This window comes from Neoaquamicrobium sediminum, assembly GCF_013240295.1.
In the GTDB taxonomy this organism is placed as follows: Bacteria; Pseudomonadota; Alphaproteobacteria; order Rhizobiales; family Rhizobiaceae; genus Aerobium; species Aerobium sediminum.
On sequence record NZ_JABETK010000001.1, the window covers coordinates 233,201 to 258,189 of the forward strand.

The 24,989-nt window shown below is 64.4% G+C and carries 29 protein-coding genes and 2 pseudogenes; 25 read left to right on the plus strand and 6 right to left on the minus strand.

What is annotated here, in order from left to right:
• Positions 1-7 precede the first annotated feature (7 nt).
• The 3 genes and pseudogenes from HK436_RS01125 to HK436_RS01135 all read left to right on the plus strand — a co-directional run.
• Positions 8-1,441: pseudogene (locus HK436_RS01125) on the plus strand (strawberry notch C-terminal domain-containing protein); the annotation flags it as partial.
• The gene (locus HK436_RS01130; protein WP_173186687.1) at positions 1,441-2,478 is read left to right on the plus strand and encodes a DUF7146 domain-containing protein; all 1,038 of its coding nucleotides are present in this window, start codon (positions 1,441-1,443) and stop codon (positions 2,476-2,478) included. The pseudogene HK436_RS01125 and the gene HK436_RS01130, both read left to right, overlap by 1 nt.
• Before the next feature lie 309 nt (positions 2,479-2,787).
• The gene (locus HK436_RS01135) at positions 2,788-3,711 is read left to right on the plus strand and encodes a DUF2493 domain-containing protein (RefSeq protein WP_173186689.1); all 924 of its coding nucleotides are present in this window, start codon (positions 2,788-2,790) and stop codon (positions 3,709-3,711) included.
• An 87-nt stretch (positions 3,712-3,798) separates the two neighbouring features.
• On the opposite strand, the gene HK436_RS01140 is transcribed toward HK436_RS01135, so the two are convergent.
• Together HK436_RS01140 and HK436_RS01145 are read right to left on the minus strand one after the other, a co-directional pair.
• Positions 3,799-4,659, minus strand: coding sequence for a restriction endonuclease (locus HK436_RS01140; protein WP_173186691.1), 861 nt, complete (start codon positions 4,657-4,659; stop codon positions 3,799-3,801).
• The gene (locus tag HK436_RS01145) at positions 4,592-4,798 is read right to left on the minus strand and encodes a hypothetical protein (RefSeq protein ID WP_173186693.1); all 207 of its coding nucleotides are present in this window, start codon (positions 4,796-4,798) and stop codon (positions 4,592-4,594) included. Before HK436_RS01145 ends, HK436_RS01140 begins: the two co-directional genes overlap by 68 nt.
• Before the next feature lie 322 nt (positions 4,799-5,120).
• Here HK436_RS01145 and HK436_RS01150 point away from each other — a divergent pair, with 322 nt between their 5' ends.
• The 3 genes from HK436_RS01150 (at position 5,121) to HK436_RS01160 (ending at position 6,765) form a co-directional block, all read left to right on the plus strand.
• Entirely contained in the window at positions 5,121-5,288 is a 168-nt protein-coding gene (locus tag HK436_RS01150) for a hypothetical protein (protein ID WP_173186695.1), read from the plus strand.
• A gap of 141 nt (positions 5,289-5,429) precedes the next feature.
• Positions 5,430-5,873, plus strand: a complete 444-nt coding sequence (locus HK436_RS01155) for a hypothetical protein (RefSeq protein ID WP_173186697.1) — start codon at positions 5,430-5,432, stop codon at positions 5,871-5,873.
• Positions 5,874-6,438: 565 nt separating this feature from the next.
• Positions 6,439-6,765: a DUF736 domain-containing protein gene (locus HK436_RS01160; RefSeq protein ID WP_173186699.1), complete on the plus strand. Its 327-nt coding sequence runs from the start codon at positions 6,439-6,441 to the stop codon at positions 6,763-6,765.
• Positions 6,766-7,052: 287 nt separating this feature from the next.
• Here the strand turns inward: HK436_RS01160 and HK436_RS01165 are convergent, their stop codons facing one another.
• The 3 genes from HK436_RS01165 to HK436_RS01175 are packed head-to-tail and all read right to left on the minus strand — an operon-like array spanning position 7,053 to position 10,673.
• Positions 7,053-8,261, minus strand: coding sequence for an MFS transporter (locus tag HK436_RS01165; RefSeq protein WP_173186701.1), 1,209 nt, complete (start codon positions 8,259-8,261; stop codon positions 7,053-7,055).
• A 7-nt stretch (positions 8,262-8,268) separates the two neighbouring features.
• The gene (gene chrA / locus HK436_RS01170) at positions 8,269-9,672 is read right to left on the minus strand and encodes a chromate efflux transporter (protein ID WP_173186702.1); all 1,404 of its coding nucleotides are present in this window, start codon (positions 9,670-9,672) and stop codon (positions 8,269-8,271) included.
• A gap of 17 nt (positions 9,673-9,689) precedes the next feature.
• Positions 9,690-10,673 carry a chromate resistance protein ChrB domain-containing protein gene (locus tag HK436_RS01175; protein ID WP_173186704.1) on the minus strand — a complete coding sequence of 328 codons (984 nt, stop codon included), beginning with the start codon at positions 10,671-10,673 and terminating at the stop codon, positions 9,690-9,692.
• 240 nt (positions 10,674-10,913) lie between these two features.
• Here HK436_RS01175 and HK436_RS01180 point away from each other — a divergent pair, with 240 nt between their 5' ends.
• Positions 10,914-11,960, plus strand: coding sequence for an IS110 family RNA-guided transposase (locus tag HK436_RS01180; RefSeq protein ID WP_173186706.1), 1,047 nt, complete (start codon positions 10,914-10,916; stop codon positions 11,958-11,960).
• Positions 11,961-12,159: 199 nt separating this feature from the next.
• Here the strand turns inward: HK436_RS01180 and relB are convergent, their stop codons facing one another.
• Entirely contained in the window at positions 12,160-12,378 is a 219-nt protein-coding gene (gene relB, locus HK436_RS01185; RefSeq protein ID WP_173186708.1) for a type II toxin-antitoxin system RelB family anti-toxin, read from the minus strand.
• 154 nt (positions 12,379-12,532) lie between these two features.
• Here relB and HK436_RS01190 point away from each other — a divergent pair, with 154 nt between their 5' ends.
• The 18 genes and pseudogenes from HK436_RS01190 to HK436_RS01270 all read left to right on the plus strand — a co-directional run bounded on the left by HK436_RS01190 (position 12,533) and on the right by HK436_RS01270 (position 24,978).
• Positions 12,533-12,787, plus strand: coding sequence for a helix-turn-helix domain-containing protein (locus HK436_RS01190; protein ID WP_031304938.1), 255 nt, complete (start codon positions 12,533-12,535; stop codon positions 12,785-12,787).
• 135 nt (positions 12,788-12,922) lie between these two features.
• Positions 12,923-13,189, plus strand: coding sequence for a DNA -binding domain-containing protein (locus tag HK436_RS01195; protein ID WP_021239885.1), 267 nt, complete (start codon positions 12,923-12,925; stop codon positions 13,187-13,189).
• Between the two features lie 118 nt (positions 13,190-13,307).
• Positions 13,308-13,532: a transcriptional regulator domain-containing protein gene (locus tag HK436_RS30930; protein WP_025560838.1), complete on the plus strand. Its 225-nt coding sequence runs from the start codon at positions 13,308-13,310 to the stop codon at positions 13,530-13,532.
• Between the two features lie 223 nt (positions 13,533-13,755).
• The gene (locus HK436_RS01200; protein WP_245442380.1) at positions 13,756-14,082 is read left to right on the plus strand and encodes a DUF2285 domain-containing protein; all 327 of its coding nucleotides are present in this window, start codon (positions 13,756-13,758) and stop codon (positions 14,080-14,082) included.
• A gap of 138 nt (positions 14,083-14,220) precedes the next feature.
• Positions 14,221-14,502, plus strand: a complete 282-nt coding sequence (locus HK436_RS01205; RefSeq protein ID WP_097622901.1) for a helix-turn-helix transcriptional regulator — start codon at positions 14,221-14,223, stop codon at positions 14,500-14,502.
• A 10-nt stretch (positions 14,503-14,512) separates the two neighbouring features.
• Positions 14,513-15,400, plus strand: coding sequence for a replication initiator protein A (locus HK436_RS01210; protein ID WP_173186710.1), 888 nt, complete (start codon positions 14,513-14,515; stop codon positions 15,398-15,400).
• A gap of 211 nt (positions 15,401-15,611) precedes the next feature.
• Complete coding sequence (parA, locus tag HK436_RS01215) at positions 15,612-16,265, plus strand: ParA family partition ATPase (protein WP_173186712.1); 654 nt, start codon at positions 15,612-15,614, stop codon at positions 16,263-16,265.
• Positions 16,262-16,513, plus strand: coding sequence for a hypothetical protein (locus tag HK436_RS01220; RefSeq protein WP_173186714.1), 252 nt, complete (start codon positions 16,262-16,264; stop codon positions 16,511-16,513). Before parA ends, HK436_RS01220 begins: the two co-directional genes overlap by 4 nt.
• Positions 16,510-17,031 (plus strand): DUF2840 domain-containing protein, encoded by a 522-nt coding sequence (locus HK436_RS01225; RefSeq protein ID WP_173186716.1) that lies wholly within the window; start codon positions 16,510-16,512, stop codon positions 17,029-17,031. Before HK436_RS01220 ends, HK436_RS01225 begins: the two co-directional genes overlap by 4 nt.
• Positions 17,028-17,573 carry a S26 family signal peptidase gene (locus tag HK436_RS01230; RefSeq protein WP_173186718.1) on the plus strand — a complete coding sequence of 182 codons (546 nt, stop codon included), beginning with the start codon at positions 17,028-17,030 and terminating at the stop codon, positions 17,571-17,573. Before HK436_RS01225 ends, HK436_RS01230 begins: the two co-directional genes overlap by 4 nt.
• Before the next feature lie 68 nt (positions 17,574-17,641).
• Positions 17,642-17,989, plus strand: coding sequence for a DUF736 domain-containing protein (locus HK436_RS01235; RefSeq protein WP_097622896.1), 348 nt, complete (start codon positions 17,642-17,644; stop codon positions 17,987-17,989).
• A gap of 4 nt (positions 17,990-17,993) precedes the next feature.
• Positions 17,994-18,710, plus strand: coding sequence for a lytic transglycosylase domain-containing protein (locus HK436_RS01240; RefSeq protein ID WP_173186720.1), 717 nt, complete (start codon positions 17,994-17,996; stop codon positions 18,708-18,710).
• A 242-nt stretch (positions 18,711-18,952) separates the two neighbouring features.
• Positions 18,953-20,690 (plus strand): annotated as a pseudogene (locus HK436_RS33330) (relaxase/mobilization nuclease domain-containing protein).
• 29 nt (positions 20,691-20,719) lie between these two features.
• Positions 20,720-22,711 (plus strand): conjugal transfer protein TraG, encoded by a 1,992-nt coding sequence (locus HK436_RS01250; protein ID WP_173186722.1) that lies wholly within the window; start codon positions 20,720-20,722, stop codon positions 22,709-22,711.
• A 5-nt stretch (positions 22,712-22,716) separates the two neighbouring features.
• Positions 22,717-23,172 carry a CopG family transcriptional regulator gene (locus HK436_RS01255; protein WP_173189852.1) on the plus strand — a complete coding sequence of 152 codons (456 nt, stop codon included), beginning with the start codon at positions 22,717-22,719 and terminating at the stop codon, positions 23,170-23,172.
• A 167-nt stretch (positions 23,173-23,339) separates the two neighbouring features.
• Positions 23,340-24,368 carry a P-type conjugative transfer ATPase TrbB gene (trbB, locus tag HK436_RS01260; protein WP_173186724.1) on the plus strand — a complete coding sequence of 343 codons (1,029 nt, stop codon included), beginning with the start codon at positions 23,340-23,342 and terminating at the stop codon, positions 24,366-24,368.
• Between the two features lie 17 nt (positions 24,369-24,385).
• Positions 24,386-24,697 carry a TrbC/VirB2 family type IV secretion system protein gene (locus tag HK436_RS01265; RefSeq protein ID WP_173189854.1) on the plus strand — a complete coding sequence of 104 codons (312 nt, stop codon included), beginning with the start codon at positions 24,386-24,388 and terminating at the stop codon, positions 24,695-24,697.
• Complete coding sequence (locus HK436_RS01270; RefSeq protein WP_048646184.1) at positions 24,697-24,978, plus strand: VirB3 family type IV secretion system protein; 282 nt, start codon at positions 24,697-24,699, stop codon at positions 24,976-24,978. The genes HK436_RS01265 and HK436_RS01270 overlap by 1 nt, the downstream gene beginning before the upstream one ends.
• Positions 24,979-24,989: the final 11 nt, after the last annotated feature.

Consider the following 24,989-nt stretch of genomic DNA (forward strand, 5'->3'; position numbering starts at 1 on the left):
CCTGTGAGGATACATATCGAGTCGAGCAGATTCGCTAAGCGGCTGTGTTGATAGCGAAAATCTGATTCGATATCGATCGCAAAACGCCAAAAATCTGCTCGAACCGGGCTGGAAGGCCGATGCTGCGATCCAGGGGCTCGGTCGCACCAATCGGACCAACCAGGCGCAGCCGCCGCTCTTCCGCCCGATTGCGACCGACGTGAAGGCGGAAAAGCGCTTCCTCAGCACCATCGCCCGGCGACTCGATACGCTCGGCGCGATCACCCGAGGGCAACGCCAGACTGGCGGCCAGGGTTTGTTCCGCCCCGAGGACAATCTGGAATCCTGTTACGCGCGCGACGCGCTGCGCCAGCTCTATCTCCTGATCGTGCGCGGCAAGATCGAGGGCTGCTCGCTCCATCGCTTCGAGTCCGCCACCGGCCTCAAGCTGATGGACGACAATGGCATCAAGGACGAGCTGCCGCCGATCACGACCTTCCTCAATCGGCTGCTGGCACTCACCATCGAGCTGCAGGGCATCCTCTTCACTGCCTTCGAACAGCTTCTTGATGCGAAGGTGTCGGGCGCGATCGCCAGCGGCGTCTATGACGTCGGCCTCGAAACCCTGACGGCGGAAAGCTTCGTGGTCACCGATCGCACGACGATCTACACCCACCCGGCATCGGGCGCGCAGACCCGGCTACTCACGATCACCCAGCGGACCCGCAATCGTCCGCTGTCACTCGACGACGCGCTCGGCTGGCTGGATGATCGTGGTGCGAAGCTGCTGGTGAACGAACGATCCGGGCGAGCCGCCGTGCAGATCCCGGCGCCATCGCTCATGCTCGACGATGGCGAGATCGAGCGCCGCGTTCGCCTGATCCGTCCGATGGAGCATCATCATGCCTCGCTGAAGTCGATGGCAGAAAGCCATTGGACGGAGGCCGATCGCAGCACCTTCGCTGCCGCCTGGACTCGCGAACTCGCCGACGTGCCCGCCTACAGCGAGAGCACCATCCACATCGTCGCGGGATTGCTGCTGCCGGTGTGGAAGCGCCTGCCGAACGAGTCGACCCGCGTTTATCGGCTTCAGACCGACGATGGCGAGCGGATCATCGGTCGGCGCGTCTCTCCGGCCTGGGCCGCGAACGCCGCGTCGACCGGCACGACCGATCTGACGGCCGACGCCGCCTATGCAGCGCTGATCGACGGGCGGACCATCCTCGACCTCGCGGAAGGGCTCCAACTCCGCCGCGTGCGCGTCATGGGCGCGAACCGCATCGAGCTGTCCGGCTTCACCGAAGCGATGCGCGATCGTCTTCGCGCCTATGGCCTCTTCAACGAGATCATCTCCTGGTCGCTGCGGTTCTTCGTGCCCATCGACAGCACAGGGCCGACAGTGCTCGGCAAGCTGCTCGACACCTATCCGGTGGCGCGCATCGGCGAGCGGGAGGCAGCGTAATGGCCCGCCGCGACGCTTCAGATCTTGCACACCGCCTCGGCCGACAGGCCGAGGCGGTGTGCAAACGCTATCTCGGCGCCGGCCGCCGACAGGGCAACTACTGGCAGGTTGGCGATGTTCGCAACGCGCCCGGCCGGTCCATGTTCGTGCGCCTGAAGGACACCGTCAAAGGCCCCGCCGGTAAATGGAGCGATGCCGCGACGGGCGAGCATGGCGACCTACTCGACGTGATCCGTGAATCGCTGGGTCTCATCGACTTCGCCGATGTCGCCGAAGAGGCTCGCATCTTCCTCAGCATGCCGCCCGATCCCGAGCCAGCTCCGCAACAGCACACTCGCACGCCAGCACCATCGGGTTCTGCTGAAGCCGCACGCCGACTCATCGCCATGTGTCAGCCCAACAGCGGTACGCTCGTAGAAGCGTATTTGCGCGGACGCGGCATTACGGCTTTGCACGGTTGCGGAAGCCTGCGTTTCCATTCCCGGTGCTACTATCGTCCGGACGAGCATAGCCCGACCGAAACCTGGCCGGCCATGGTCGCCGCCGTCACCGATCTCACAGGCAGGATCACCGGCGCACATCGGACCTGGCTCGCCCCGGATGGTTCCGGCAAGGCGCCGATCAGCATCCAGCGCAAGGCGATGGGCGACCTTCTCGGGCACGCGGTCCGTTTCGGGCTATCCGGCGACGTACTGGCGGCCGGCGAAGGTATCGAAAGCGTGCTATCGGCCCGTGAGGTCATGCCCGGCATGTCGGCGGCGGCGGCACTCTCCGCTGCGCACCTCGCGGCCATCCGGTTCCACGATGCATTGCGTCGGCTCTATGTCGTCCGCGACAATGATCGCGCGGGGGATGGTGCGCGAAACACACTGATCGAACGGGCGAGCGCGGTCGGGGTCGAGGCGATTGCCCTGTCACCCATGCTCGGGGACTTCAACGAAGATCTCCGCACCTTCGGCCGTGACGCGCTGATGGCGCATATCCGGGTGCAGCTCGCCCCGCAGGACGTCGCCCGCTTTATGTTGCTGGCGGCATAGATCGGGGCTGAACGGTGGCGGCGCGCGGTCGCCATCATGCTCGCATAGATGCACGAACCTTTGGAGAGGACCGCGCCTCGGCCTTCGAGAGGGCGATCGGCCCACATGCGGTTCGGACAGGCAATGCCTGCGGCCGACTATTTTCCGGCGGCGCGTGCCGCGCCTTTCCATCGCGAAACAAAATAGCCGGCCTCCGGCATCCTCCGCGTTCGCTCCGGCCCGGCGCGCGCCGGGTGCAGGTCCGCTCCGCCCGTGGGCTCCGTCGCCATGAAGGCCGCGACGGTCGCGGTCCAACCAAAGGAGCATTCCATGACCGAGCACGATGACTACGAACCCCACCACGAATCGTCCCCAACCGACCACGTCCTCAAAGAACTCCAGCTCCACGGCTACCGCCCCTTCGCCGACGAACCAGACCAGCGTCTCCTGCCAGACGGCAATCAGGTCGCAGGCGCAATCGCAGACATCTTTGACGCCCTGATCTCGACCCTGGAGGACACTCGCCTCGAACCCGACCTCGACGATCTCCTCTGGTCGACCGTCAACGTCTTCCACCGCGCCGCCGAACGGATCGCCCGCGAACTCGACGACAACGAGCAGGCGCAGAAGCGCTCGCAACGGCAACAGGACGGCAGCGAGGTGAAGTCAGTCGAACTCGAGCGCCAGATCGCCGAGGGCAAGACGCTCATCGAACGACAGAACGCTTTCGAGCTGATGCGCGACCAGGCCGCCGAACACTACGAGCGCCAGATCGGCAAACCGTGGCTCCCCCGCACAGGCTCAAAGGTCAACCATCGCAACCTGACCTCCGCAATGATCGACAGCCGCGACTTCCTCATGGCCAAGAAGCGCGCCGAGCAAGAAGTCCTTCTCCCTCCCGGTCCGAAGATCGTCGTCACCGGCGGACTGGACTTCAATGACCACCGGCTGATCTGGGCCAAACTCGATCAGGTCCACGAGAAGCACTCCGACATGGTGCTGATCCACGGAAAATCCCCGAAGGGCGCCGAAAAGATCGCCTCGCTCTGGGCCAACAATCGCAACGTCCCGCAGATCGGCTTCGCACCGGACTGGACGAAGCACGGTCGCGCAGCGCCCTTCAAGCGCAACGACGACATCTTGGCGATAGTGCCGAAGGGCGTGATGCACTTCCCAGGCACCGGCATCAACGACAACCTCGCCGACAAGGCCAAGAAGCTCGGCATCCCGGTCTGGAAGTTCGGCAGCGCGTGAGCCCGCCATTCCAATCTCACAGTGGCGTTGCGCCAGCGGTTCGTTTCCAGCGCAAACAGTCTCTAAGCGCCTCAGCGAAGCTACCCGCTAAAGCGCAACTGCTTTGTCCCAGTAATTCAGTAAGGCAGCGGTGAAGTTACCCTCTCGAACGGCGGTACGAATGTCCGCCCCTGTCAGCGGCACCACGAGCAACTCCTCACGGCTACCTCGCAGCATCTCCTTCGTGACCGTTTCCGCGAACCCATTCCAGGAGACGAGAAACCCAAGGGAGCAGCGCCGGCTTCGGTTCTGCATCTTTTCATGAAAGATGACGAACTCGTTCTTGCCGCAACGGCCTGACCAGTTCTTGCACTCTACGAGGATCACTGCCCCCTCACGCGCGAGACGAGGTTCGCTGCTCCCGTTCACGACCGAAATATCAATTTCCTCCGTCTCCGTCCGGATACGCTGTTTCACGACAAATCCGGGTACCGAAGAAAACAGACGGGCACAAAGTTCTTCAAGTGCTCGCCCTTTTTCGTCAGCACTTTCCGCTCCGTCTACTGCATCTACTAATCCATCGAGACTGTTGGCTCCCCAGCCTGAAAGGCGCGCCGCAACCTCGGAAATTCTAGCCCCGACTTCGTCGGCCGCTTGCTCGGCGGCTTCGACCAATTCGGCATCGATCTTGATAACCTCAGCGTATGCTCGATCCAGCTTCCTCTCCGTCGTGACGATGCGATACCGCAGTTGGATGTAGGCTCCATCGTCATCGTAGTGGACCAGCGTGACATCACCTTTCACGCGTTGCCGCACCTCGACAGCACGACGCACAAGGTCAAGATACTGCTCAAGGCCGAGCGATGAATACCAATACTTGCGCGTCCAAGTATGGTCTGCCTCACCGAACAGCTTGCCATCCTCTACAAAAAAAAGAACCATTCCAGGCCAGCCGAACAGCGCCGTCATCCATGGTTCCGATCTCATACCGCACACCTTCCGGTACATCGGCAATTGTCAGTTTTCCCAGAACAGCCGTGCCAAGCAGCACGGCCTCATCATCATCCACCGCATCTGCCAGCGCGTGTTTCGCCGTCTCGGGAGTCATCCGGTAACCAGTCTCGTTCTCGCTATAGCCACTCTTCCTTGAAGGCTAACGACCGGCAGCCGCAGATGTCCATAGTTTACGGAAGAATATGTGTCAGTTCTTTGTGTGGATCTGCTTCCCGACTCCAAGAGTACCACTCCCCGCTTATCTGCGCTGATCCTTGGTCCGACTGATCGCTTGACGCCATCAACCCGTAGAGGGTCGGCTATGCGAGCATGCCGCCGCTACGGCTTCGCCTGCGCGGTGATTGCAGCGCTCAGTCCGACACATCGGGCGCCTGTCAGCGGGGGATGGTCCTCCGCTCGGAACAGGAGCCGGATCGATGTCCCTCAACGACGCCCACGCCTTCGCCTTCAGCCTCGCCACCACGCTGATGGCCGCCATCATCATCTTCCAAGCTGGCGACGGCACGCTGTCGGTGACGCCCGCCAGCGAATATGACGGCGACATCGCCGCCATCATCCATGAGATCGATCCCTTCGCCCCCTGACCGGGGCGACCCGGTCGCCCGCGCGGAAACCGCCGATGATTTCCGCTCCCGGTATCGCCGCTCTTGCGCTATACCTCGGATGCGCCGTGGTGGTGGTGGAAGGCGCGACCGTCAGACCTTGTCCTTACGGAGGCCACCACGATGATCATCCTCGCAATACTTGCATCCCTAGCAGCGATCGGCTTGCTCTGCTGGATGCTGTTCACACTGGCCGTCTTTGCACTGCCGGCATTCGTTGGCGTGACCGCGGGCGCCTGGGCGCACGGCACGGGGGCAGGCATACCGGGCGCCATCCTGGTCGGCGCCTTCGCGGCCGCCACCACGCTGGCGGCCGGACATCTGCTCATCACCTTCGTTCGGCCGATGTGGTTGAAGCTGATCGTGGCCGCCGCCTTCGTCGCGCCGGCGGCGATCGCCGGCTTCCATGCCACCCATGGCATCGTGAAGCACCTCATGCCCTCCGACGCATGGCAGATCGCATTCTCCGTCATTGGCGCAATCGCGGTCGGCATCACTGCCTTCGTGCGGGTCGCAGGAATGGCAACGGCCCCGAGCCCGTCCGGCCGAGATCTTGCGCAGGCCTGATCTTCGTCATCGCCGTCAGGAGGATCAAAACAGCGAGTGGGTGTCGCCTTCCTCGTCGCCTCATCCTGTTGCGATGGGCGGGTGCGGTGCGGATCGACGCTCAGCCCGGAAAAGCGGTCGTCGTTAGAGCGCAGCCTGGGCAGAACCATCCCTCTGCGGCGCACCGGGCGCTGGCGCGGCGATTTCCCGGAGGGCGGTGGAAGGTCAGAATGCAGCAGCGTAGGTCTGCCGGAAGGAGACGAAGCTGGTGAGCATCCGGTGACGCCGGTTTGCCGGTGCGGGGCGGCCGCCATCTTCTCCGCCTTCTGACCGTGCCTCGACCGCTCCAAACGGCCTCTTCAATGGCCTGATCTGGCCGAAGGGCGGCTGCGCCTCGATCGCCTATGACGCAACAGCGGCGTCAATCTTTCTTCCCCTGCCGGCTGCGCCGTCATTCCTCGCGAAACAAGAAAGCCCTCCTTAGCTGTCAGGCCCCTTCGGGGTGCGCCGTCGATCGCCTCCGGCCTGCCGATCGCCATCGAGGCCGTAATGGTGCGGGCTCGGGAACGGAAAACGGAGACTTACAATGGCGACCATCGGCACCTTCAAGAAGACCGGCTCGAACGAATTCACCGGCGAAATCGTCACCCTCAGCGTCCAGGCCAAGGGCGTGCGCATCGTCCCCGACCAGCGCGCCACCGGCGAGAACGCTCCCAGCCACCGGGTCCTGGTCGGCCGGGCCGAGATCGGCGCCGCCTGGACGAAGCGCTCGGGCGAAGGCCGCGACTATCTGGGCCTCAAGCTCGACGATCCGAGCTTCAACGCCCCGATCTACGCCAACCTCTTCGACGACGAGGAAGGCGACACCCACTCGCTGATCTGGTCCCGCCCCAACCGCCGCAACGGCGACTGAGGCCCGCAGCCGCCCCGCCCGGATAATCCGGGCGGGGCCTAAGCTTGTCACGGCGACCGAATCAGTTGGCTCGCAAAGTCCGCGAAAGGTCGCCCTCAAGCAGAAATAGCTTGGCCAAGAACTCCAAGAGCGACTATTATAGATGGGGTATTCGGGCGGCGTAATCTTAATCCGAATATATCAATGTTATTTCCGCAGTGATCGCTTGATAATCAGCGGATAGACGTGAACGGCACTTTCTCCCTGTTCGTTCAGATGACCATTCCGCACTGAAGTACTCATCTCCGCTATTTCTGTTCTTCCGGTGGCTTGATGTGGCGGAACTGCGCAAGCAGCAGCAGGTCATAGGTGATCTTGAGCGCGCCGCAGATCAGGAGCGGCCAGGCCTTGTAGGAGGCGGCGAACAAGGCGCCGGCCAGTGCGGGGCTGGCGGATGCGGCGAGGCTGCGCGGAACGGAGGTGAAGCTCGCGGCGGCGGCGCGCTCAGCCTCCGTCACCACGGCCATGACGTATGACGAGCGCGTCGGCACGTCCATCTGCGAAAGCGCTGCCCGTATCAGCAACAGGGCAAGGGCAATGCTCAGATTGGGGGCGAGCGCCGCCAGCATCAGGGCGATGCTGGAGGGAATGTGGGTGAACACCATCGTGTTGACGAGCCCGATGTGCCGCGACAGCCAGGCGGCGACCGGGAAGGAAAAGGCAGAGAGCATTCCCGACCAGAAGAAGAACACGCCCGCGGCTGACAGCGACAGGTCGAAGCGCTCGAACAGCCACAGCGCCAGCAGCGACTGCACGACGAACCCGCCGGCGAATGCGTCGAGACTGAAGAGTGCCGCGAGCCTGAAGACAATGGCGCGGGAGGGACCAAGCGCGGCGGCCGCCTCGCTTGCGGGCGGGCGCTTGGGGATGCGGGCATAGAACAGGCCGCCCAGGAGCCCGACGACCGAATAGAGGACGAACATCAGCTTGATCGCCGCGAACTGGTCGAGGCCGACGGTGGTCATCACATCGGGGACAGCCGAGGCGAGCGCGCCGACGGCGCTTGCGAGCGCTCCTACCAAGCTGTAGCGCGCGAACATCCTCGTCCGGTTGGCGTCACTCACTTCCCGCGTCAGCGCCGCATGCTCGATCGGCACGAACACGCTCACACTGCCGGCAGACGGGTTGATCGTGCCGGCGAAGGCGACAACCAGGAGCAGCGCGTAGTCGTGAACCACGGCGAAGGCGACGCCGGTTGCGATCATCAGGCTTGCGGCCGCCAGCAGAAGCTGACGATGATCGAAGCGCGGGCCGAGGAAGCCGACCGCGATGGTCAGCAGCGCCGAGCCGAGCAGCGATGCGGTGGCGATGACGCCGACCTCGAGCGGACTGAAGCCGAGCGCGAGCAGATAGACCGGCAGGAGGACGGCCACGAAGCCGTCACCGAAATCGCGCAGCGCCCGCGCCGCAAAGAGACAGGTGGCTGGGTGAAGCGACGGGCGCGGCCGAGCGTCCATTTGAGTGTCAGATGAGCCCATAGGCGAGCCCCGCCAGGGAACAGGCGGCGAGCACCTTGAGCATGCCGACCTTGAAACGGAAGACGGCGATCAGCGCGCCGAGGGTCAGCACGAGCGAAGCCACGTTGACCGAGCTCAGGACCGGTGCATCGACGCTCATGCCGAAGCCGCTCACCGTGACCAGTTCGCCGAAGAGCACGTGCAGCCCGAACCACACCGCGAGATTGAGGATGACGCCGACGACGGCCGCCGTGATCGTCGCCAGCGCGGCCGACAGCGCCCTGTTGCTGCGCAGCGCCTCGACATAGGGCGCGCCGAGGAAGATCCACAGGAAGCAGGGGGTGAAGGTGACCCATGTGGTGAGAAGCCCGGCGAGCGTGCCGGCCAGCAGCGGATCGAGCGAACCCGGTGTTCGGAAGGCGCCCATGAAGCCCACGAACTGTGTGACCATGATGAGCGGACCGGGTGTGGTCTCGGCCATGCCGAGCCCGTCCAGCATCTCGCCGGGCTGGAGCCAGTGATAGGTCTCCACGGCCTGCTGCGCGACATAGGCAAGAACGGCATAGGCGCCGCCGAAGGTCACCACGGCCATCTTGGAGAAGAAGACGGCGATGTCGGCAAAGACGTTCCCGGTGCCAAAGGCTGCGACAAGGGCGATGACCGGCGCAAGCCACAGCACGAGGAAGGCGCCCGCGATCTTCAGCGCCCATCCGGTCGAAGGCCGCGCATGGGCCGGGATCGTCTCGCCCAAGACGCTGTCGGCATCGGCGACCTGCTTGTCGCCCACCTTGCCGTGCCCGTTGGAGGCGAGAAAGGGGGCAAGGCCCGCGCGCCCGCCGGCAAAGCCGATCAGGGCCGCTGTCAGAACGATGAGGGGAAACGGCACCTGGAAAAAGAAGATGGCGATGAACGCGGCTGCGGCGAGTGCCACCATGATGTTGTTCTTGAGGGCACGGCTACCGACGCGCACGACGGCGTGCAGGACGATGGCGAGCACCGCCGCCTTCAGCCCGAAGAACAGGGCCTCGACCGCGCCGACATTGCCGAAGAGCGCATAGATCCAGCTCAGCGCCATGATGGCGATAACGCCCGGCAGCACAAACAGCGTGCCGGCGACGAGCCCGCCCCTGGTCTTGTGGAGAAGCCAACCGATATAGACGGCGAGCTGCTGCGCCTCCGGCCCCGGCAGGAGCATGCAGTAGTTGAGCGCATGCAGGAAGCGGTTCTCGCCGATCCAGCGCTTCTCCTCGACGATGATCCGGTGCATCACGGCGATCTGCCCGGCCGGGCCGCCGAAGGAGAGCGCCGCCACCCGCGCCCAGACGCGCACGGCCTCTCCGAACGGGATGCCGTGGTCGGGCGCATCGTCGCGCTCGATGGATTGTGTGTCGTTGCTTACATTTCTGTTCATGGATCCATCCCTGCGCGTCAGCGGCGCTTCTTGCGGAAATACTGGTAGAGGTTGTCGAAGACGGGCGCGCCTTGAGCGATGCGCTCCTCGTCGTCCGCATGCGCCATGGCGATGCCGGCGATGAGATGGGCAATGCCGGCGGCTTCCTCGCGCCCGAACTTGCCGTCCTTGAGGTCGATATCGTGTACGATCTCACCGATCGCCCGAAGGGCCGGGTCGTCGAGACCGGCGCGGGTGAGCAGCACTTCGAAGCTGCAGCGGTCGCCCTCATGGGTGAACTCGCCTTCGAACATGTCGAAACGCAGCTCGCCCGGTTCCGGGACGTAGTCCTTGCCCGGCACGAAGCGGATGACGGCATCGGGGTCGATGAAGCGGCGGATCAGCCAGCTGCAGGCGACGCGGTCGATATGCACGCCCTTGCGCGTGACCCAGACACGGCCTTTGAGGTCTTCGGCTGTGGGCAGGGCCTGTGGCTCTGCGGCGTCCATGCCATCGTCCACTGCGAGCAAGCCCTCGAGTTCAGCAATGGAAGCTTCTGCAGCAAGGCGGCCGGTCGCGCCGAAGAAGTCGATCGCCATGACGTCAGTGAGCCGCTTGCGCAGGCGCCGGACCTGGGCGCGCGCTTCCGTTTTCTCCTCACCGCTAGCTGCCGCATCGAGAGTTGCTGTGAGTGCCCGGGCCTCGTTGGCGATCGCCTCATAGTCGTCATCGCGCGCCGTATCGAACAGTGCCCGCGCCTGATCGTCCGATAGACCGTCGATCAGGCGTGCCTCGCACACCATTGCCTCGCCGCCGCCCTCGACAATCTCCTTCAGGAGCCACGCGAAATCCTCCCGCGCCTCGGCGGTCGCCGGTAGCGCGTAGACCGTGCTCTTGACGGCGACGGCGCCGATGCCCTGCAGCCGGCGCCATATCTTCACGCGCAAATAGGCCGGCTTGCTGGGAAGCTGGTGGATCAAAAGAAGCCAGGATGGGTTCGGCAACAGCTGCTTGTCGTTCATGTAGTGACTGTATCATTGCGTGAATCATGTGCAACATCTGTATCAAACGAGATCGAGTCTGTTACTCGCTCAGCCGGATCTGACAGGGCTCCGCGATGTCAGATCCGGTCCACATCACGCCCGCTGCCGATGGGCGCGCTCGATCATTTGGCGAAGAACAACTGAAATAGTCGTAGTTTACAAAACCGTCTGAAGATTGGTTATGAGAAGTGCCGTTCCTTGATTCGGAGAGGATTCGGTATGTCTCAAGATCACTACATCGGTCTGGACGTCTCGGCACGCAGCGTGAACCTCTGCGCAGTCGATCACGAAGGCCGAGTTGTTCACGAAGCAAAGCTTACTTCCGAGCCGGAAGAAGTCGCGCGACATATTCTGGCACTGCCCTTTGCCGTTTGCCGCGTGGGTCTGGAGGCCGGAATGTTGTCACAGCATATCTTCGGCACACTTGCCGAAGCAGGCATTCCCGCCATTTGCGTCGAGACACGGCACATGAAGGCTGTGCTTGCCGCGCAGCTCAACAAGACCGACCGGCACGATGCGCGCGGCATTGCGCAAATGATGCGGGTCGGGTTGTTCAAGGAGGTTCATGTCAAGACGCCGACGAGTCGGCGCCTGCGGGCCGTCCTCACCGCCCGGCAGCTGCTCCGCAACAAGCTTCAGGATGTCGAGAACGAAATCCGGGGGCTGATGCGCGACTTCGGCTATCATCTGGGTAAGGTGACGGCTCGTGATTTCGAGCCGCGTGTGCGCGAACTGACCGCAGACACGGAACTGCACGTCGTCTCAGATACGCTTCTTTTGGTTAGGCGTGGATTGCGGGAGCAGTTCGGCAGATTGGACGACCTGTTGGTCAAATTAGCGCGGCAGGACGAATTGACCCGGAGGTTCATGACGGTGCCCGGCGTAGGGCCGCTCGTCGCGCTGACGTTCCGGGCGACGGTGGATGTTCCCTCGCGCTTTGCGCGGTCTCGGACCGTCGGTGCCCATTTTGGCCTGACACCGCGCAAGCAGCAATCTGGTGAGGTCGATCGGAGCGGCAGGATTTCCAGGTGGGGAGACGCCATGATGCGCAGCCTGCTCTATGAGGGCGCACAAGTCCTGCTGACACGTGTAAAGAGATGGTCTGCGCTGAAGGCTTGGGCGATGCAGGTGGCGCGGCGGCGCGGCCACAAGAAAGCGATTATTGCCCTGGCGCGCAAGATCGCTGTCATTTTGCACCGCATGTGGGTAGACGGGACCGAATTCGAATGGGGCAAGCGGCCGGAAACCGCTGCGTCATCAGTATAGAGTTCGACCAGGTTTTGCTGGTCGAGGCACTTCCCCGCGAGGGGACGGGGAACGGCGAGCGCGCAAATACGACTTGACCGCCAAGGCCGATGCCAAGGTGATGTCGCATTATAGATTGTCCCGCCGGCTCCTCTGATCCCATCCTGTGGCGGTCTCGTACCGACCACGAAGAGAAGCATGATCCTCGCGGGGGTGCCATTCAAACCTCGTCGTCGGGCACGACCAGATCGACGTGGCTGACGCCGAGGGCTTGGGCAAGCTCATACAGCGTGATCACGGTCGGATTCCTCCGGCCGCGTTCAAGGCTGCTGAGATATTGCTGGCTGAAGCCGGAACGCGCTTCGACCTCTTCCTGGGTCAGGCCCTTCTCCCGACGCAGGCGGGCGAAGTTCCGGCCGACCAGTTTGCGCATATCCATGCGCAGGAAGATCGCGATTTACATACTTTAAGTTTATCAACTATAATATGTAATTGGGCCGCTGGTGAGGGAGAAGACCTCTCTATCCGGTTGGTCCGAATAGAGAAGTCGTAGTTCTGGCGCGCGTGCCGGCGTGAGTGGGAGGTGATCATGCATGATCACCGCCCGACAATCACGGGCCGCACGCGCGTTGCTGGGTTGGACACAGGAGACGCTCGCTGACAAGGCCCAGGTATCACTGACCGCGTTGAAGCGCCTCGAATCCGAAAGTGGCCTCGAGGTGTATGAAACGACGCGCGATCAGGTTCGTCGGGCCTTTGAAGGCAACGGCATCGTTCTCCTCACATCCGACCAGGGTGAAGGTGTGATGCTTGTCCGTGCGAAAATCGACAGCCGCAAGTCTTCGTGATTTCTGCCCGTTTGAACTGACAGGCGATACACGCGGCGCATCGCCTGATGCGTCGCGATACTCGCTGTTTCACGCCCAAATCCAATGGTTAACACGGGGATTTAGAACGGCTATAAATGGGTACTGGGGCACAATATGACGGATATAGATTTTCTCGACGAACCGCCGGAAAGCGCGGTGCTGACGGCATACGACCGTAAGCACATGGTTCTCTATCTGCGCCTGCTCGACGCGGCGACGGACGGCGCTGACTGGTGTGAAGTCGTTACGATCCTGTTCGGCCTCGACCCCACGAACGAGCCGGAACGCGCGCGCCACGTCCATGACACCCATCTGGCCCGCGCGCGCTGGATGACGGAGCACGGCTATCGCCTGTTGGTGCGCGAAGGCCGTCTTCATTGATCGAATGCGATGCAGTCGCGGCATCGCACGTTGCAACCTTCAGGACTTCCGACCGGCATTGCAACCGGGAATCATCACAGGCCGCGATACGCACGAACGATGCGAGCCTGGAGGAAACATGACTCCCGATATATCGAACTGGAGAGCGTCACCGAACTACGACTATATCGATCGCCTTGTGGCGCCCGATCTCGCCTGGGAATGGTTGAGGCGCAACAGCGAGTATCAGCATGACTATTCCAAGGTCGAAGGCCAGACGGAAGAGTCCGAGTTGCTGGTGAACGCAGTGCGGCGGCGCTGGGGCCTGCAATTTCCTTGTCCACCCTATTTTCACCGCCGTTGAGATTCCTGTCTTCTGGTCGCCTGAAGAAGACAGCAGCGTTATCGTTCTGACGGACGTTCCCTCGCTTCTTCCCTCCGACAGCAATTTCATCGACGCGCTCCATCCAGACGCGCCCCGCCTCGACGAAAACGGGGCACATTTCCTCTATGATCTCGGTAACGGGCAGTCGCTCCACCTGGTCCGCCTGATCGGCGTCGATGGAGCCCGGCCGCTGGCGGCTCTTGTGCCCCTCGACGCGGACGGCCTCGATCGGGTCGAAGCGGTCAGCCGCCTCGTCAAGGCGCTTCATGGGCGCGCCGTGCCACAAGATACTCGACTGACCGACCAACAATCGCGCCGTGCGCGGCATATGCTGCAAGCCGTCGATGGCCGAACCAACGGCGCAAGCTACCGCGAGATCGCCGAAGCTCTCTTCGGCGTGCGTCGCGTCGCCGATCAGCCGTGGAAAACCTCTGCGCTGCGAGACACCGTCAAGGATCTCGTGCGGGATGGCCTGGCCATGATCCAGGGCGGATATCGTCAGCTTCTGCGTCATCGCCGCCGATCCTAGCGAATTCCCTCCTTTTGAAGGGGGAGAATTTAGCCTTCCCATCTTCGCCCTCCCTCCTGCCGGGCCTTCTTCGCCACCGTGCTTTTCGTCCGCCGCCGATCCTCGACGGCCCTAACGAACCCCACGGAGGCCCGCTCGATGCGACCCGATCTCGCCGTTTTGCCGCCACGCTTTCTGCGCACGAAGGAGGCGGCCGAATTTCTCAGCCTGTCGGCCCGAACCCTCGAAAAACACCGGACCTACGGAACCGGACCTGCCTACCGCAAGCTCGGCGGCCGTGTCGTCTACGCTGTCGACGACCTCCAGGCCTGGGCCGAGCGTGGCGCCGTAACCTCGACCTCCGACCCTCGCGGCGCGGTGCTGCCCGCCAAGCGGCAAGAGCCGACGCAGCCGGCCCATGCCGGCCGTTACGCCCGCTGAGCGTCCGGCCATGACGTTTCACCGTCACAGCAGCGAGCGGGATCAGCTCGATCTCTTCCGGACGTTGCCTGGCGATCTCGCGCCGCGCGACGCCCAGGACCTGATGGCCTATCCGTTCTTCTCGCTCGCCAAGTCGAAGCGTCTGGCGCCGATCAACTTCAAGGCCGGGTCGATCGTGATCCGCGTCGAAGCCGTTGCCAAACACGGCATGGCGACCATCTGGGACGCCGACGTGTTGATCTGGGCGGCATCCCAGATCGTCGAGGCGCGCGATCTGGGTCTGCGGCCGTCCCGCCTGATGGCGACTACGCCCTACGAAATCCTGACCTTCATCGGCCGCGGCGTCAGCCTGCGTGACTACGACCGCCTCAAGGCGGCACTCGATCGCCTTCAGTCGACCACGGTGGCGACATCGATCCGCCAGCCGACCGAGCGGCGGATGCACCGCTTCTCCTGGATCAACGAATGGAAGGAGAAGGCCGATCATCGCGGGCGTCCGCTGGGGCTCGAACTGATCCTGCCCGATTGGTTCTACGCCGCCGTGCTCGACGACGCGCTCGTGCTGACCATCGACCACGCCTATTTCGATCTGACGGGCGGGCTTGAGCGCTGGCTCTACCGGCTCGTGCGCAAGCATGGCGGCCGTCAGGAATATGGCTGGAGCTTCGATCTCCTCCACCTGCACGCCAAGTCCGGGTCGCTCTCGCCCCTCAAGCATTTCGCCTACGACCTGCGCGACATCGTCCGGCGCCAGCCGCTGCCCGGCTACCGGCTCGTGATCGAGCAGCCGTCAGGTCTTCCCGAACGCCTTTCCTTCGCTCCGACCGACCCGGCGCCCTTCGGCGTGCCGCGGCTTCGCCGTCGCCGTGCAACCGCTCGCTCTGGGGATAAGCTGTGAATAGTCTCGTGCTATCAGGGACCGCGCCTATCGTGCCATCGGGGACCAGATCCTCGTGCTATCGGGGACCGGAATCGTCGATTCCTCGCCTTGAATCAAAAGCTTGCGGCGCCCGTAACTTATCTAACCAGAATTCCTATGGAATTCTTCTAACGCACTCCGCCGTTTCTACGATTGCGGAAAACCGCTCGCCGACGATCGGGAGCGCGTCATGATCGTCGCGCTGCTCAATCAAAAAGGCGGTGTCGGCAAGACGACGCTGGCGCTGAATCTCGCCGGGGAACTGGCCCGTCGTGGTCAGCGCGTCACCCTGATCGACGCGGACCCGCAAGGCTCGGCGCTGGACTGGTCGCAGCAGCGCAGCCGTGAAGGCCTTCCACGCCTGTTCGGCGTCGTTGGCCTGGCCCGCGACACGCTGCATCGGGAAGCGCCGGAACTGGCCCGCGACGCCGATCATGTGGTCATCGACGGGCCGCCGCGTGTCGCCGCGCTGATGCGCTCGGCGCTGCTCGCCTCCGACCTGGTCCTGATCCCCGTGCAGCCGTCGCCACTCGACGGCTGGGCTTCGGCCGAAATGCTGGCGCTCGTCACTGAGGCGCGCATCTACCGGCCGGAACTCGCCGCGCGCTTCGTCCTCAACCGCTGCGGCGCGCGCACCGTGCTGGCGCGAGAGACGGCAGAGACGCTGGCCGATCACGATCCGCCGGTGCTCTCCAGCACCATCGGCCAGCGCATTGCCTTCGCGGCGGCGGCGCAGTCCGGCCGCCTCGTCTCGGAACTCGACGACGACACGCCTGCTGCACGCGAGATCGCAGCGCTGGCAGACGAGCTCGACCGGCTTGGCATCGGGAGAGCCGCGCGATGAGCGAGCATCCGACGCGCCGTGGCTTCGCTGCCCGTCCAGCCGATCCCGAACATTGGATCAAGGCGGCCGACACTCCGCCACGCGACGGTAAGGCTAGCGGTTTCACCGCGCGGCTCACGATCGATGTAACGCCGGAGCTGCGCGGCCGGATCAAGATCGCCGCCTTCCGTCGGGGCATCACCGTCGCCGACATGCTGCGCGACCTGCTCGCGCGCGAATTCCCCCAAACCGAAGGAGATCATCCATGACCAGCGCCGCGGTTCCCTCCGCGCGCGGCGGCCCGATGCCACGCGCGCATTCCGCCGACAGCCTTACTCATGTCGAACTGGCGCATATCGAGAAGCGGATCGAGAACTGGATCAGGTTCGGCCGCGAAGTGAGCGAGCAGGTGCTCGACCGTCGCCGTCGCATCTTTTCCTACCGGCCCGGCAGCGTCTTCGCCTTCGTCCGCTGGGCGGCCAACGACTTCGGCACGATCATCTCGCGCATCGACATTGTGCGCGCGGTTGAACCGGGCGAACCCTACCAGACGCTGCCCTTCGTGCGTCCCGGCGGCGACATCCTGCTCAAGATCGAGGGCTGGCCCAAGGTCGAACAGGTGCTCCGCCACATCGACGCGGTGGAAGCCGCCGGCATCGACGCTTGCGACGTTGCTCCCGATCACTGGCGGCATGTCGCCAACCGGATGAGCGCCGGTCATGAACCGCGCGCGTACACGGCTGACCGCCATCAGGCCTGGCTCAAGCGGCGGGAGATCGAACAATGACCCGCTTCGGTTATGTCATGGTGACGTATTTCTCGGTGATGGGCGTCGCCATCGCCGCGTTCATTCCGACGCCGCTGCGCCTCGTCTGGAACGCCTCGGCCAGCGTGCCGATCGGCCTCTATGATCTCGATCCGCCACGCCATCTGGAAATCGGCGATCTGGTCGCCGTCATGCCGGACAAGCCGCTCGCCGACTTCATGATCAAGCGCGGCTATATCGGTCGCGGCGTGCCGCTGATGAAGCGCGTCATGGGGCTTCCCGGTCAACGGGTTTGCCGTACCGGCAACGCCGTGACCGTCGATGCCGTGCCGCTCGGCGATGCCCTCGACCGCGACAGCCAAGGCCGAGAGCTGCCCATCTGGCAGGGCTGCCGCCGCATCGCGGACGGCGACATCTTCCTGATGAACCCTGACGTGCGCGACAGCCTGGATGGCCGCTACTTCGGCCCGATCCCGGCGCGCACCGTCATCGGCAAGGCCACGCCGCTCTACACCGACGAGGCCAGTGACGGTCACTACGTCTGGCGTGCCGCCACGCGCTGACCGCTTCCCCATCGGCGGGAGCGGTGTCCGCCCGATGGATTTCCAACACCACCGCACAGGAATCAGCCATGCCGCAGATTGGTCAATTCACACGCGAGAATGTCGACTTCGTCGGGCGCATCGAGACGTTCACGCTCTTCCGCGACATCGTCATCGTTTCGGCAGAGCCGTCCGATGCCGAGAACGCGCCGGACTTCCGTATCCACGCCAGCGACGACGGCAAAGCGGAGGCCGGCCCGGAAATCGGAGCGGGCTGGAAGCGTACCGGCGAACGCGCCGGCGAATACATCGCCTTGCTGATCGACGATCCTGCTTTGCCGCAGCCGATCCGCGCCAACCTGTTCCGCGACGACGATGCCGGCAACGCATGGTCACTGCACTGGAGCCGCCCGCAGGCGCGCGGCGGAAAGGACTGACGCCATGCGCCGTTCCGCCCTCCTTCTTCTTTCCGGCCTGATCTTTGCCGCCCCATGGACGGCCTCCGCACTGGCGCAGGCGGAGCCGGTGCAGCGTCCGGCGCCTGTCGATCCCTATGCCGCCTATATCGCGGAGGCATCGAAGCGCTTCGGCATCCCGACGGCATGGATCAGGGCCGTCATGCGGGTCGAAAGCGCAGGCGACCGCCAGGCCGTCTCGTCGGCCGGCGCGATGGGGTTGATGCAAATCATGCCCGACACCTGGGCGGAACTGCGCGTCCGGCATCGGCTCGGCAGCGATCCCTATGAGCCGCGCGATAACATCCTCGCGGGTACGGCTTACCTGCGCGAACTCTACGACCGTTACGGCGCCCCGGGATTTCTCGCTGCGTACAATGCCGGTCCCGGCCGTTACGAAGCCTCGCTTTCCGGCCGCCCGCTGCCAGCCGAAACCCGCGTCTATGTCGCAACCATCGCGCCGATCATCGACGGCGGTGAAACCGTCAACCCTGTCATGGTCGCTTCGGTTGAGGCACTCACCTGGACCCGCGCGCCGCTATTTGTTGCGCAACGGATAAACGCCGCGGCTGCCGATCCCGAGTCGGCAGATCGTCCATCGGACGACGCACCGGCAGCAGTTGCCGTGCGCGATGTCTCTGCCATCGCGCCGCAGTCCGGCAGCTTGTTCGTGCCACGCCGTGCGGAAAGGCCGGTCCCATGACCGCATTGCCTCCCATTCGCATCCTGTCGGGCTCTGGCGCAGCATGGAGGGCGCAGAGGTGGGCACCGGGCACCACGACCGAAGGAGGGCAGGATAAAGGGCGCACATTGCGCTTCGGTCGGTTGGTTGTTTTTGCTGGGTTTTCTTGAAGGTTGCGCACCTTGCGGCCTTCAACGGCAATGTGTGCCGCAGGCCCAAACCGCTGTATCTCCACGAGCTTTCGCACATTGCAGAGCCGCGCCATGTCCGATGAGCGCGAATTCCGTGTCCGCCCGGGCCGCATCCGCTCCTCCGGCGCGCAGCGGGCCAAGCCCTTCATCGCGCAAGCATTGGCAGCGGCGAAGAAGGCCGGTGGCGGCGTGTCGCGCTCGGGCCGCATCGTGCCCGGCAACCGCTCGCGCTTCGGGCACGGCCAGCGCGCGAGCATCCAGGCGAACCGCCTCATCACCTCGCGCTCACGCGGAGCCGTCATCAAGGCGCGCGTTGTGCGCCACACGGCCCGCACCGCGCCGCTTGGACAGCACCTCAACTATCTGCGCCGCGAGGGCGTGACCCGCGACGGGGAAAAGGCCCGCCTGTTCGGGCCGGGCAGCGAAAACGCGGATGCCGGTGCCTTTGCCGAGCGCTGCCAGGACGACCGGCACCATTTCCGCTTCATCGTCTCGCCCGACGACGCGCTGGAGGTGGCCGATCTCAAATCCTTCACCCGCGATCTCGTCGGGCAGATGGAAAAGGATCTCGGCACCCGGCTCGATTGGGTGGCCGTCGATCACTGGAACACCGAGCATCCGCATGTCCACCTGATCGTGCGCGGCATTCGTGACGACGGCCAGGACCTCGTCATCGCGCGCGACTACATCAAGGAAGGCATGCGCGATCGGGCGCGCGATCTCATCACCCAAGAGCTGGGGCCGCGCACGGATATCGACATCCGTCGAACCCTTGAGCGGCAGATCGAAACGGAACGCTGGACCCAGCTCGACCGGCAGCTTGTCCGCGACGGGCGCGATACCGGGATCATCGACCTTGCGCCACTTCCAGGCCAGCAGCCCGACGAGTTCCATGCCCTGAAGGTTGGGCGTCTGCGCAAGCTGGAATCGCTCGGCCTCGCCGGCCAGGTCGGCAATGCGCAATGGTTCATCAAGTCCGAAGCCGAGGCGACGCTGCGCGAGCTGGGTGAGCGCGGCGATATCATCAAGCGGATGCACAAGGCGCTGACCGAGCACGGCATCGAGCCTGGTTCCACCAGCTATGTCCTGGCGGCAGAAAGCCTCGATGTGCCCGTCGTCGGCCGGTTGGTCGAACGCGGACTCGACGACGAGTTGAACGGCACAGCCTATGCCGTGGTCGATGGCGCGGATGGGCGCACGCACCATATCAAGCTGCCCGACCTCGATGCCGCCGGCGACAGCGCGCCGGGCTCGATCGTCGAACTGCGCAAGTTCGATGATGCGCGGGGCCAGCGCCGCGCCGCGCTGGCCGTCCGCTCCGATCTCGACATTGACGCCCAGGTCAGGGCGTCGGGCGCCACCTGGCTCGACCGGCAGAACATCGCCCGCGAGCCGGTCGCTCTCTCCGAAAGCGGCTTCGGCGCGGGTGCGAGAAGCCATGTCCGCCCGCGCCGAACGTCTGGTCGAACAGGGCCTTGCCGAGCGGCAAGGCCAGCGCATCAGCTTTGGCCGTAACCTGATCGATACGCTGCGGCGCCGAGAACTGGAGGCAGCCGGTGAGAAGCTTGCAGCCGAGACCGGCCAGCCATTCAACCGGGCGGGCAGCGGGGATTATGTCGCCGGCACCTATCGCCAGCGCCTCACGCTCGCCTCCGGCCGCTTCGCCATGATCGACGACGGGCTCGGCTTCCAACTCGTGCCCTGGACACCCTCGCTCGAAAAGCAGCTCGGTCGCCATGTCTCCGGCGTCGCCCGTGACGACGGCGGTATCGACTGGAGTTTTAGCCGCAAACGGGGGCTCGGCCTCTAACCCTTCATTCCCAAGAAAGGACCGTCGCCATGTCGGCCACCAAAATCCTCTGGGGCCAGATCCTCACCGTCTTTCTGATCGTGCTCGCCACCACCTGGGGCGCCACCGAATATGTCGCGTGGAAGCTCGGCTTTCAGGCGCAACTCGGGCCGCCGTGGTTCACTGTCTTCGGCTTCCCCTTCTACCTGCCCCCCGCCTTCTTCTGGTGGTGGTACTTCTACGACGCCTATGCACCTGGCATCTTCACCCAAGGCGCGTTCATCGCCGCATCAGGCGGCTTCATCGCCGTGGCCGTCGCCATCGGCATGTCGGTCTGGCGGGCACGTGAGGCCAAGAAGGTCGAGACCTATGGTTCCGCTCGTTGGGCCGAGACAGAAGAGGTCAAAGCCGCCGGGCTTCTCAGCCCGGATGGTGTGGTGCTCGGCAAGCTTGATCGCGACTATCTCCGCCATGACGGGCCGGAGCATGTACTGTGCTTCGCGCCGACGCGCTCCGGCAAGGGTGTCGGTCTGGTCGTGCCATCGCTGCTGACCTGGCCGGGCTCGGCCATCGTTCACGACATCAAGGGCGAGAACTGGCAGCTCACCGCCGGCTTCCGCGCCCGGCACGGCCGTGTGCTGCTGTTCGATCCAACCAATGCGAAGTCCTCCGCCTACAATCCGCTGCTCGAAGTGCGGCGCGGCGAATGGGAGGTCCGCGACGTCCAGAACATCGCCGACATCCTGGTCGACCCGGAAGGCAGCCTTGAGAAGCGGAACCATTGGGAGAAGACCAGCCATGCCCTGCTGGTCGGCGCCATCCTCCATGTCCTCTATGCCGAAGAGGACAAGACGCTTGCCGGTGTCGCCGCCTTCCTCTCCGATCCGAAGCGGCCGATCGAGTCGACGCTCGCGGCGATGATGAAAACCGCGCATCTCGGCGAAGCCGGGCCGCATCCGGTAATCGCCAGCGCCGCGCGCGAGCTACTGAACAAGTCGGACAATGAGCGGTCGGGCGTGCTGTCCACCGCCATGTCGTTCCTCGGCCTCTATCGTGATCCCGTGGTCGCCGAGGTGACGCGCCGCTGCGACTGGCGCATCACCGACATCGTGACGGCCAAACAGCCGACGACGCTCTATCTCGTCGTGCCGCCGTCCGACATCAATCGGACCAAGCCGCTGATCCGCCTGATCCTCAATCAGGTCGGCCGCCGCCTGACCGAGGATCTGCAGGCCAAAGCCGGGCGGCACAGGCTGCTCCTCATGCTGGACGAGTTCCCGGCCCTGGGGCGGCTGGACTTCTTCGAGTCCGCACTGGCCTTCATGGCCGGCTATGGGCTCAAGAGCGTCCTGATCGCGCAGTCGCTGAACCAGATCGAGAAGGCCTATGGGGCGAACAACTCCATCCTCGACAACTGCCATGTCCGGGTGAGCTTCGCCACGAACGATGAGCGCACGGCCAAGCGCGTGTCGGACGCACTCGGCACCGCGACCGAGATGAAGGCGATGAAGAACTATGCCGGGCATCGTCTCTCGCCCTGGCTCGGGCACCTGATGGTCTCCCGCTCCGAGACGGCGCGCCCGCTGCTGACCCCCGGCGAAATCATGCAGCTTCCGCCGAGCGACGAGATCATCATGGTCGCGGGCACACCGCCGATCCGGGCGAAGAAGGCGCGCTATTACGAGGACATCAGGTTCAAGGAGCGCATCCTGCCGCCTCCCACCCTCACCACACCGAAGCAGGGGCGCCCCGACGACTGGACCACCTTACCGCTTCCGCCACGTCCCCAGCTCACCGAAGCGAAACCGGTCGAGGCCGCCCAGGATGAAGACCCAACCGAATCCGAGCGCCGCCATCAGCCGGAACTCAATCGCGTGCAGCCGGTCGAGAAGACGCCGCCCATCGGAAACGAGTTCGAGATCGATGCTGATCGCGATGACGAGATGGAGGACGCTGCCACCCGCAACAGGCGGATGAGCGGGATCATGCAGGGCGTAGCGCGACAGGTCTCGCTCGATCCGAACGACGGCATGGAGCTATGAAGGCCGTGGAGACCCGCAAGAAGAAGGCCCAGATCTCGGTCTATCTCGATCCGGCGATCATGGCGATGCTTGCCGACCATGCGGCGCGCCGGGACCAGTCGCAGTCGATGATCGCCGAGGCTGCGATCGCGTCCTTCCTGTCACCGGATGCGGCTGAGCGTCGGGAAGCAGTGATCGCCAAGCGTCTCGATCAGCTCGACCGGCGCATGACCCGGCTCGAACGCGATAGCGGCATCGCGGTGGAAAGCCTGGCCGTGTTTATCAAGTTCTGGCTCGCGACCACGCCAGCCTTGCCCGAACCCGCTGCGCAGGCAGCGCGTGCAAAAGCCGCCGAGCGATACGACCAGTTCGTCACTGCGCTCGGTCGGCGTCTCGCCAAAGGGCCGAAGCTCCGGCAGGAGGTTTCGGAGGACTTTGGGGAATCTCCAGCATCGTCCCGCGCTGACGCACGAGGCGAATAGCGATCCATCTCGTAAGTTCAAGAGAAAGCCATCACCGCCGTTCTCCTGTATTTGCGCGCTACACTACTACGCCTCTGAATTCTTGTTGAACCTGCCCCAAATAGGGCTCTTTTAATCATCCCCGTCCGGGGACCGTTTGATGTTTCCCCGGCGGACACGGGGATCAGATGGCAGTTTCTCACCACAATTCGGAAGGCTTGGCGCGCGGCGCGCGGATGCTCCGCACGGCGCTCGGCCCCGCCATCGCCCGGCTTCTAGAAGACGCCGCGATCGTCGAGGTGATGCTGAACCCGGACGGTCGCATCTGGATCGATCGCCTCTCCGAAGGGCTGTCCGATACCGGTGAGAGACTGTCGCCCGCAGATGGCGAACGCATCGTGCGCCTGGTGGCACACCATGTCGGCGCTGAGGTCCATGCCGGCGCCCCGCGCGTCTCGGCAGAACTCCCGGAAACGGGGGAGCGGTTCGAGGGGCTGTTGCCGCCCGTCGTGTCGGCTCCGGCTTTTGCCATCCGCAAGCCCGCCGTCGCTGTCTTCACCCTCAACGACTATGTGGCCGCCGGGATCATGTCCGCCGCACAGGCCGGAGCGCTGCGCCAAGGTGTTGCATCGCGCGCCAATATCCTCGTCGCGGGCGGCACCTCCACCGGCAAAACGACGCTGACGAATGCGCTGCTGGCCGAGGTCGCAAAGACATCCGATCGCGTCGTCATCATCGAGGACACGCGCGAACTGCAATGTGCCGCGCCGAACCTCGTCGCCATGCGCACGAAGGACGGCGTCGCCTCGCTCTCCGATCTCGTTCGTTCGTCACTTCGCCTGCGCCCCGACCGCATCCCAGTCGGAGAGGTGCGCGGCTCGGAAGCACTCGACCTGCTCAAAGCTTGGGGCACCGGCCATCCCGGCGGCGTCGGCACCATCCACGCGGGTAGCGCCATCGGCGCGCTTCGCCGCATGGAACAGCTCATCCAGGAAGCCGTCGTCACCGTCCCGCGCGCGCTGATCGCCGAGACCATCGACCTCGTGGCCGTGCTGTCCGGCCGAGGCTCCGCGCGTCGGCTTTCCGAACTCGCCCGTGTCGAAGGCCTTGGCCCTGGCGGCGACTACCGCGTCACGCCCGCCGTCACGGCCTTGGCTGCCGAGGGCGACAGCGGTGCGACCTCTCTCACCCCCAGCCCCGAAGGAGATAACCTGTGATCCAAACCTCACGCTCAATGCGCCATCGCCTCGCCATGGCCCTGTCCGTCACCACGCTCAACGTCGTGATGGCCGTGCCCGCCCACGCCTCCGGCTCGTCCATGCCGTGGGAAGCGCCGCTGCAATCCATCCTTCAGTCGATCGAAGGCCCCGTCGCCAAAATCATCGCCGTGATCGTCATCATCTCGACCGGCCTGGCGCTGGCCTTCGGCGACACGTCCGGCGGCTTCCGCCGCCTGATCCAGATCGTGTTCGGCCTGTCGATCGCATTCGCCGCCAGCTCGTTCTTTCTCAGCTTCTTCAGCTTCGGCGGCGGAGCGCTGGTCTGATGGCGGGCGTCGTCGATCAGGGTAGCGAGGTTCCTGGCTTCACGGTTCCCGTCCACCGGGCGCTGACCGAGCCGATCCTGCTTGGCGGCGCTCCCCGCGCCATTGCGATCATGAACGGCACGCTGGCCGGCGCGGTTGGGCTCGGTCTGCGCCTCTGGCTGGTCGGCCTGGCCATCTGGGCGATCGGTCATTTCGCGGCCGTGTGGGCCGCAAAACGCGACCCGCTCTTCGTCGAGGTCGGCCGCCGCCACCTGCGCATCCCCGCGCATCTCACGGTCTGAGGGGAGTAGCG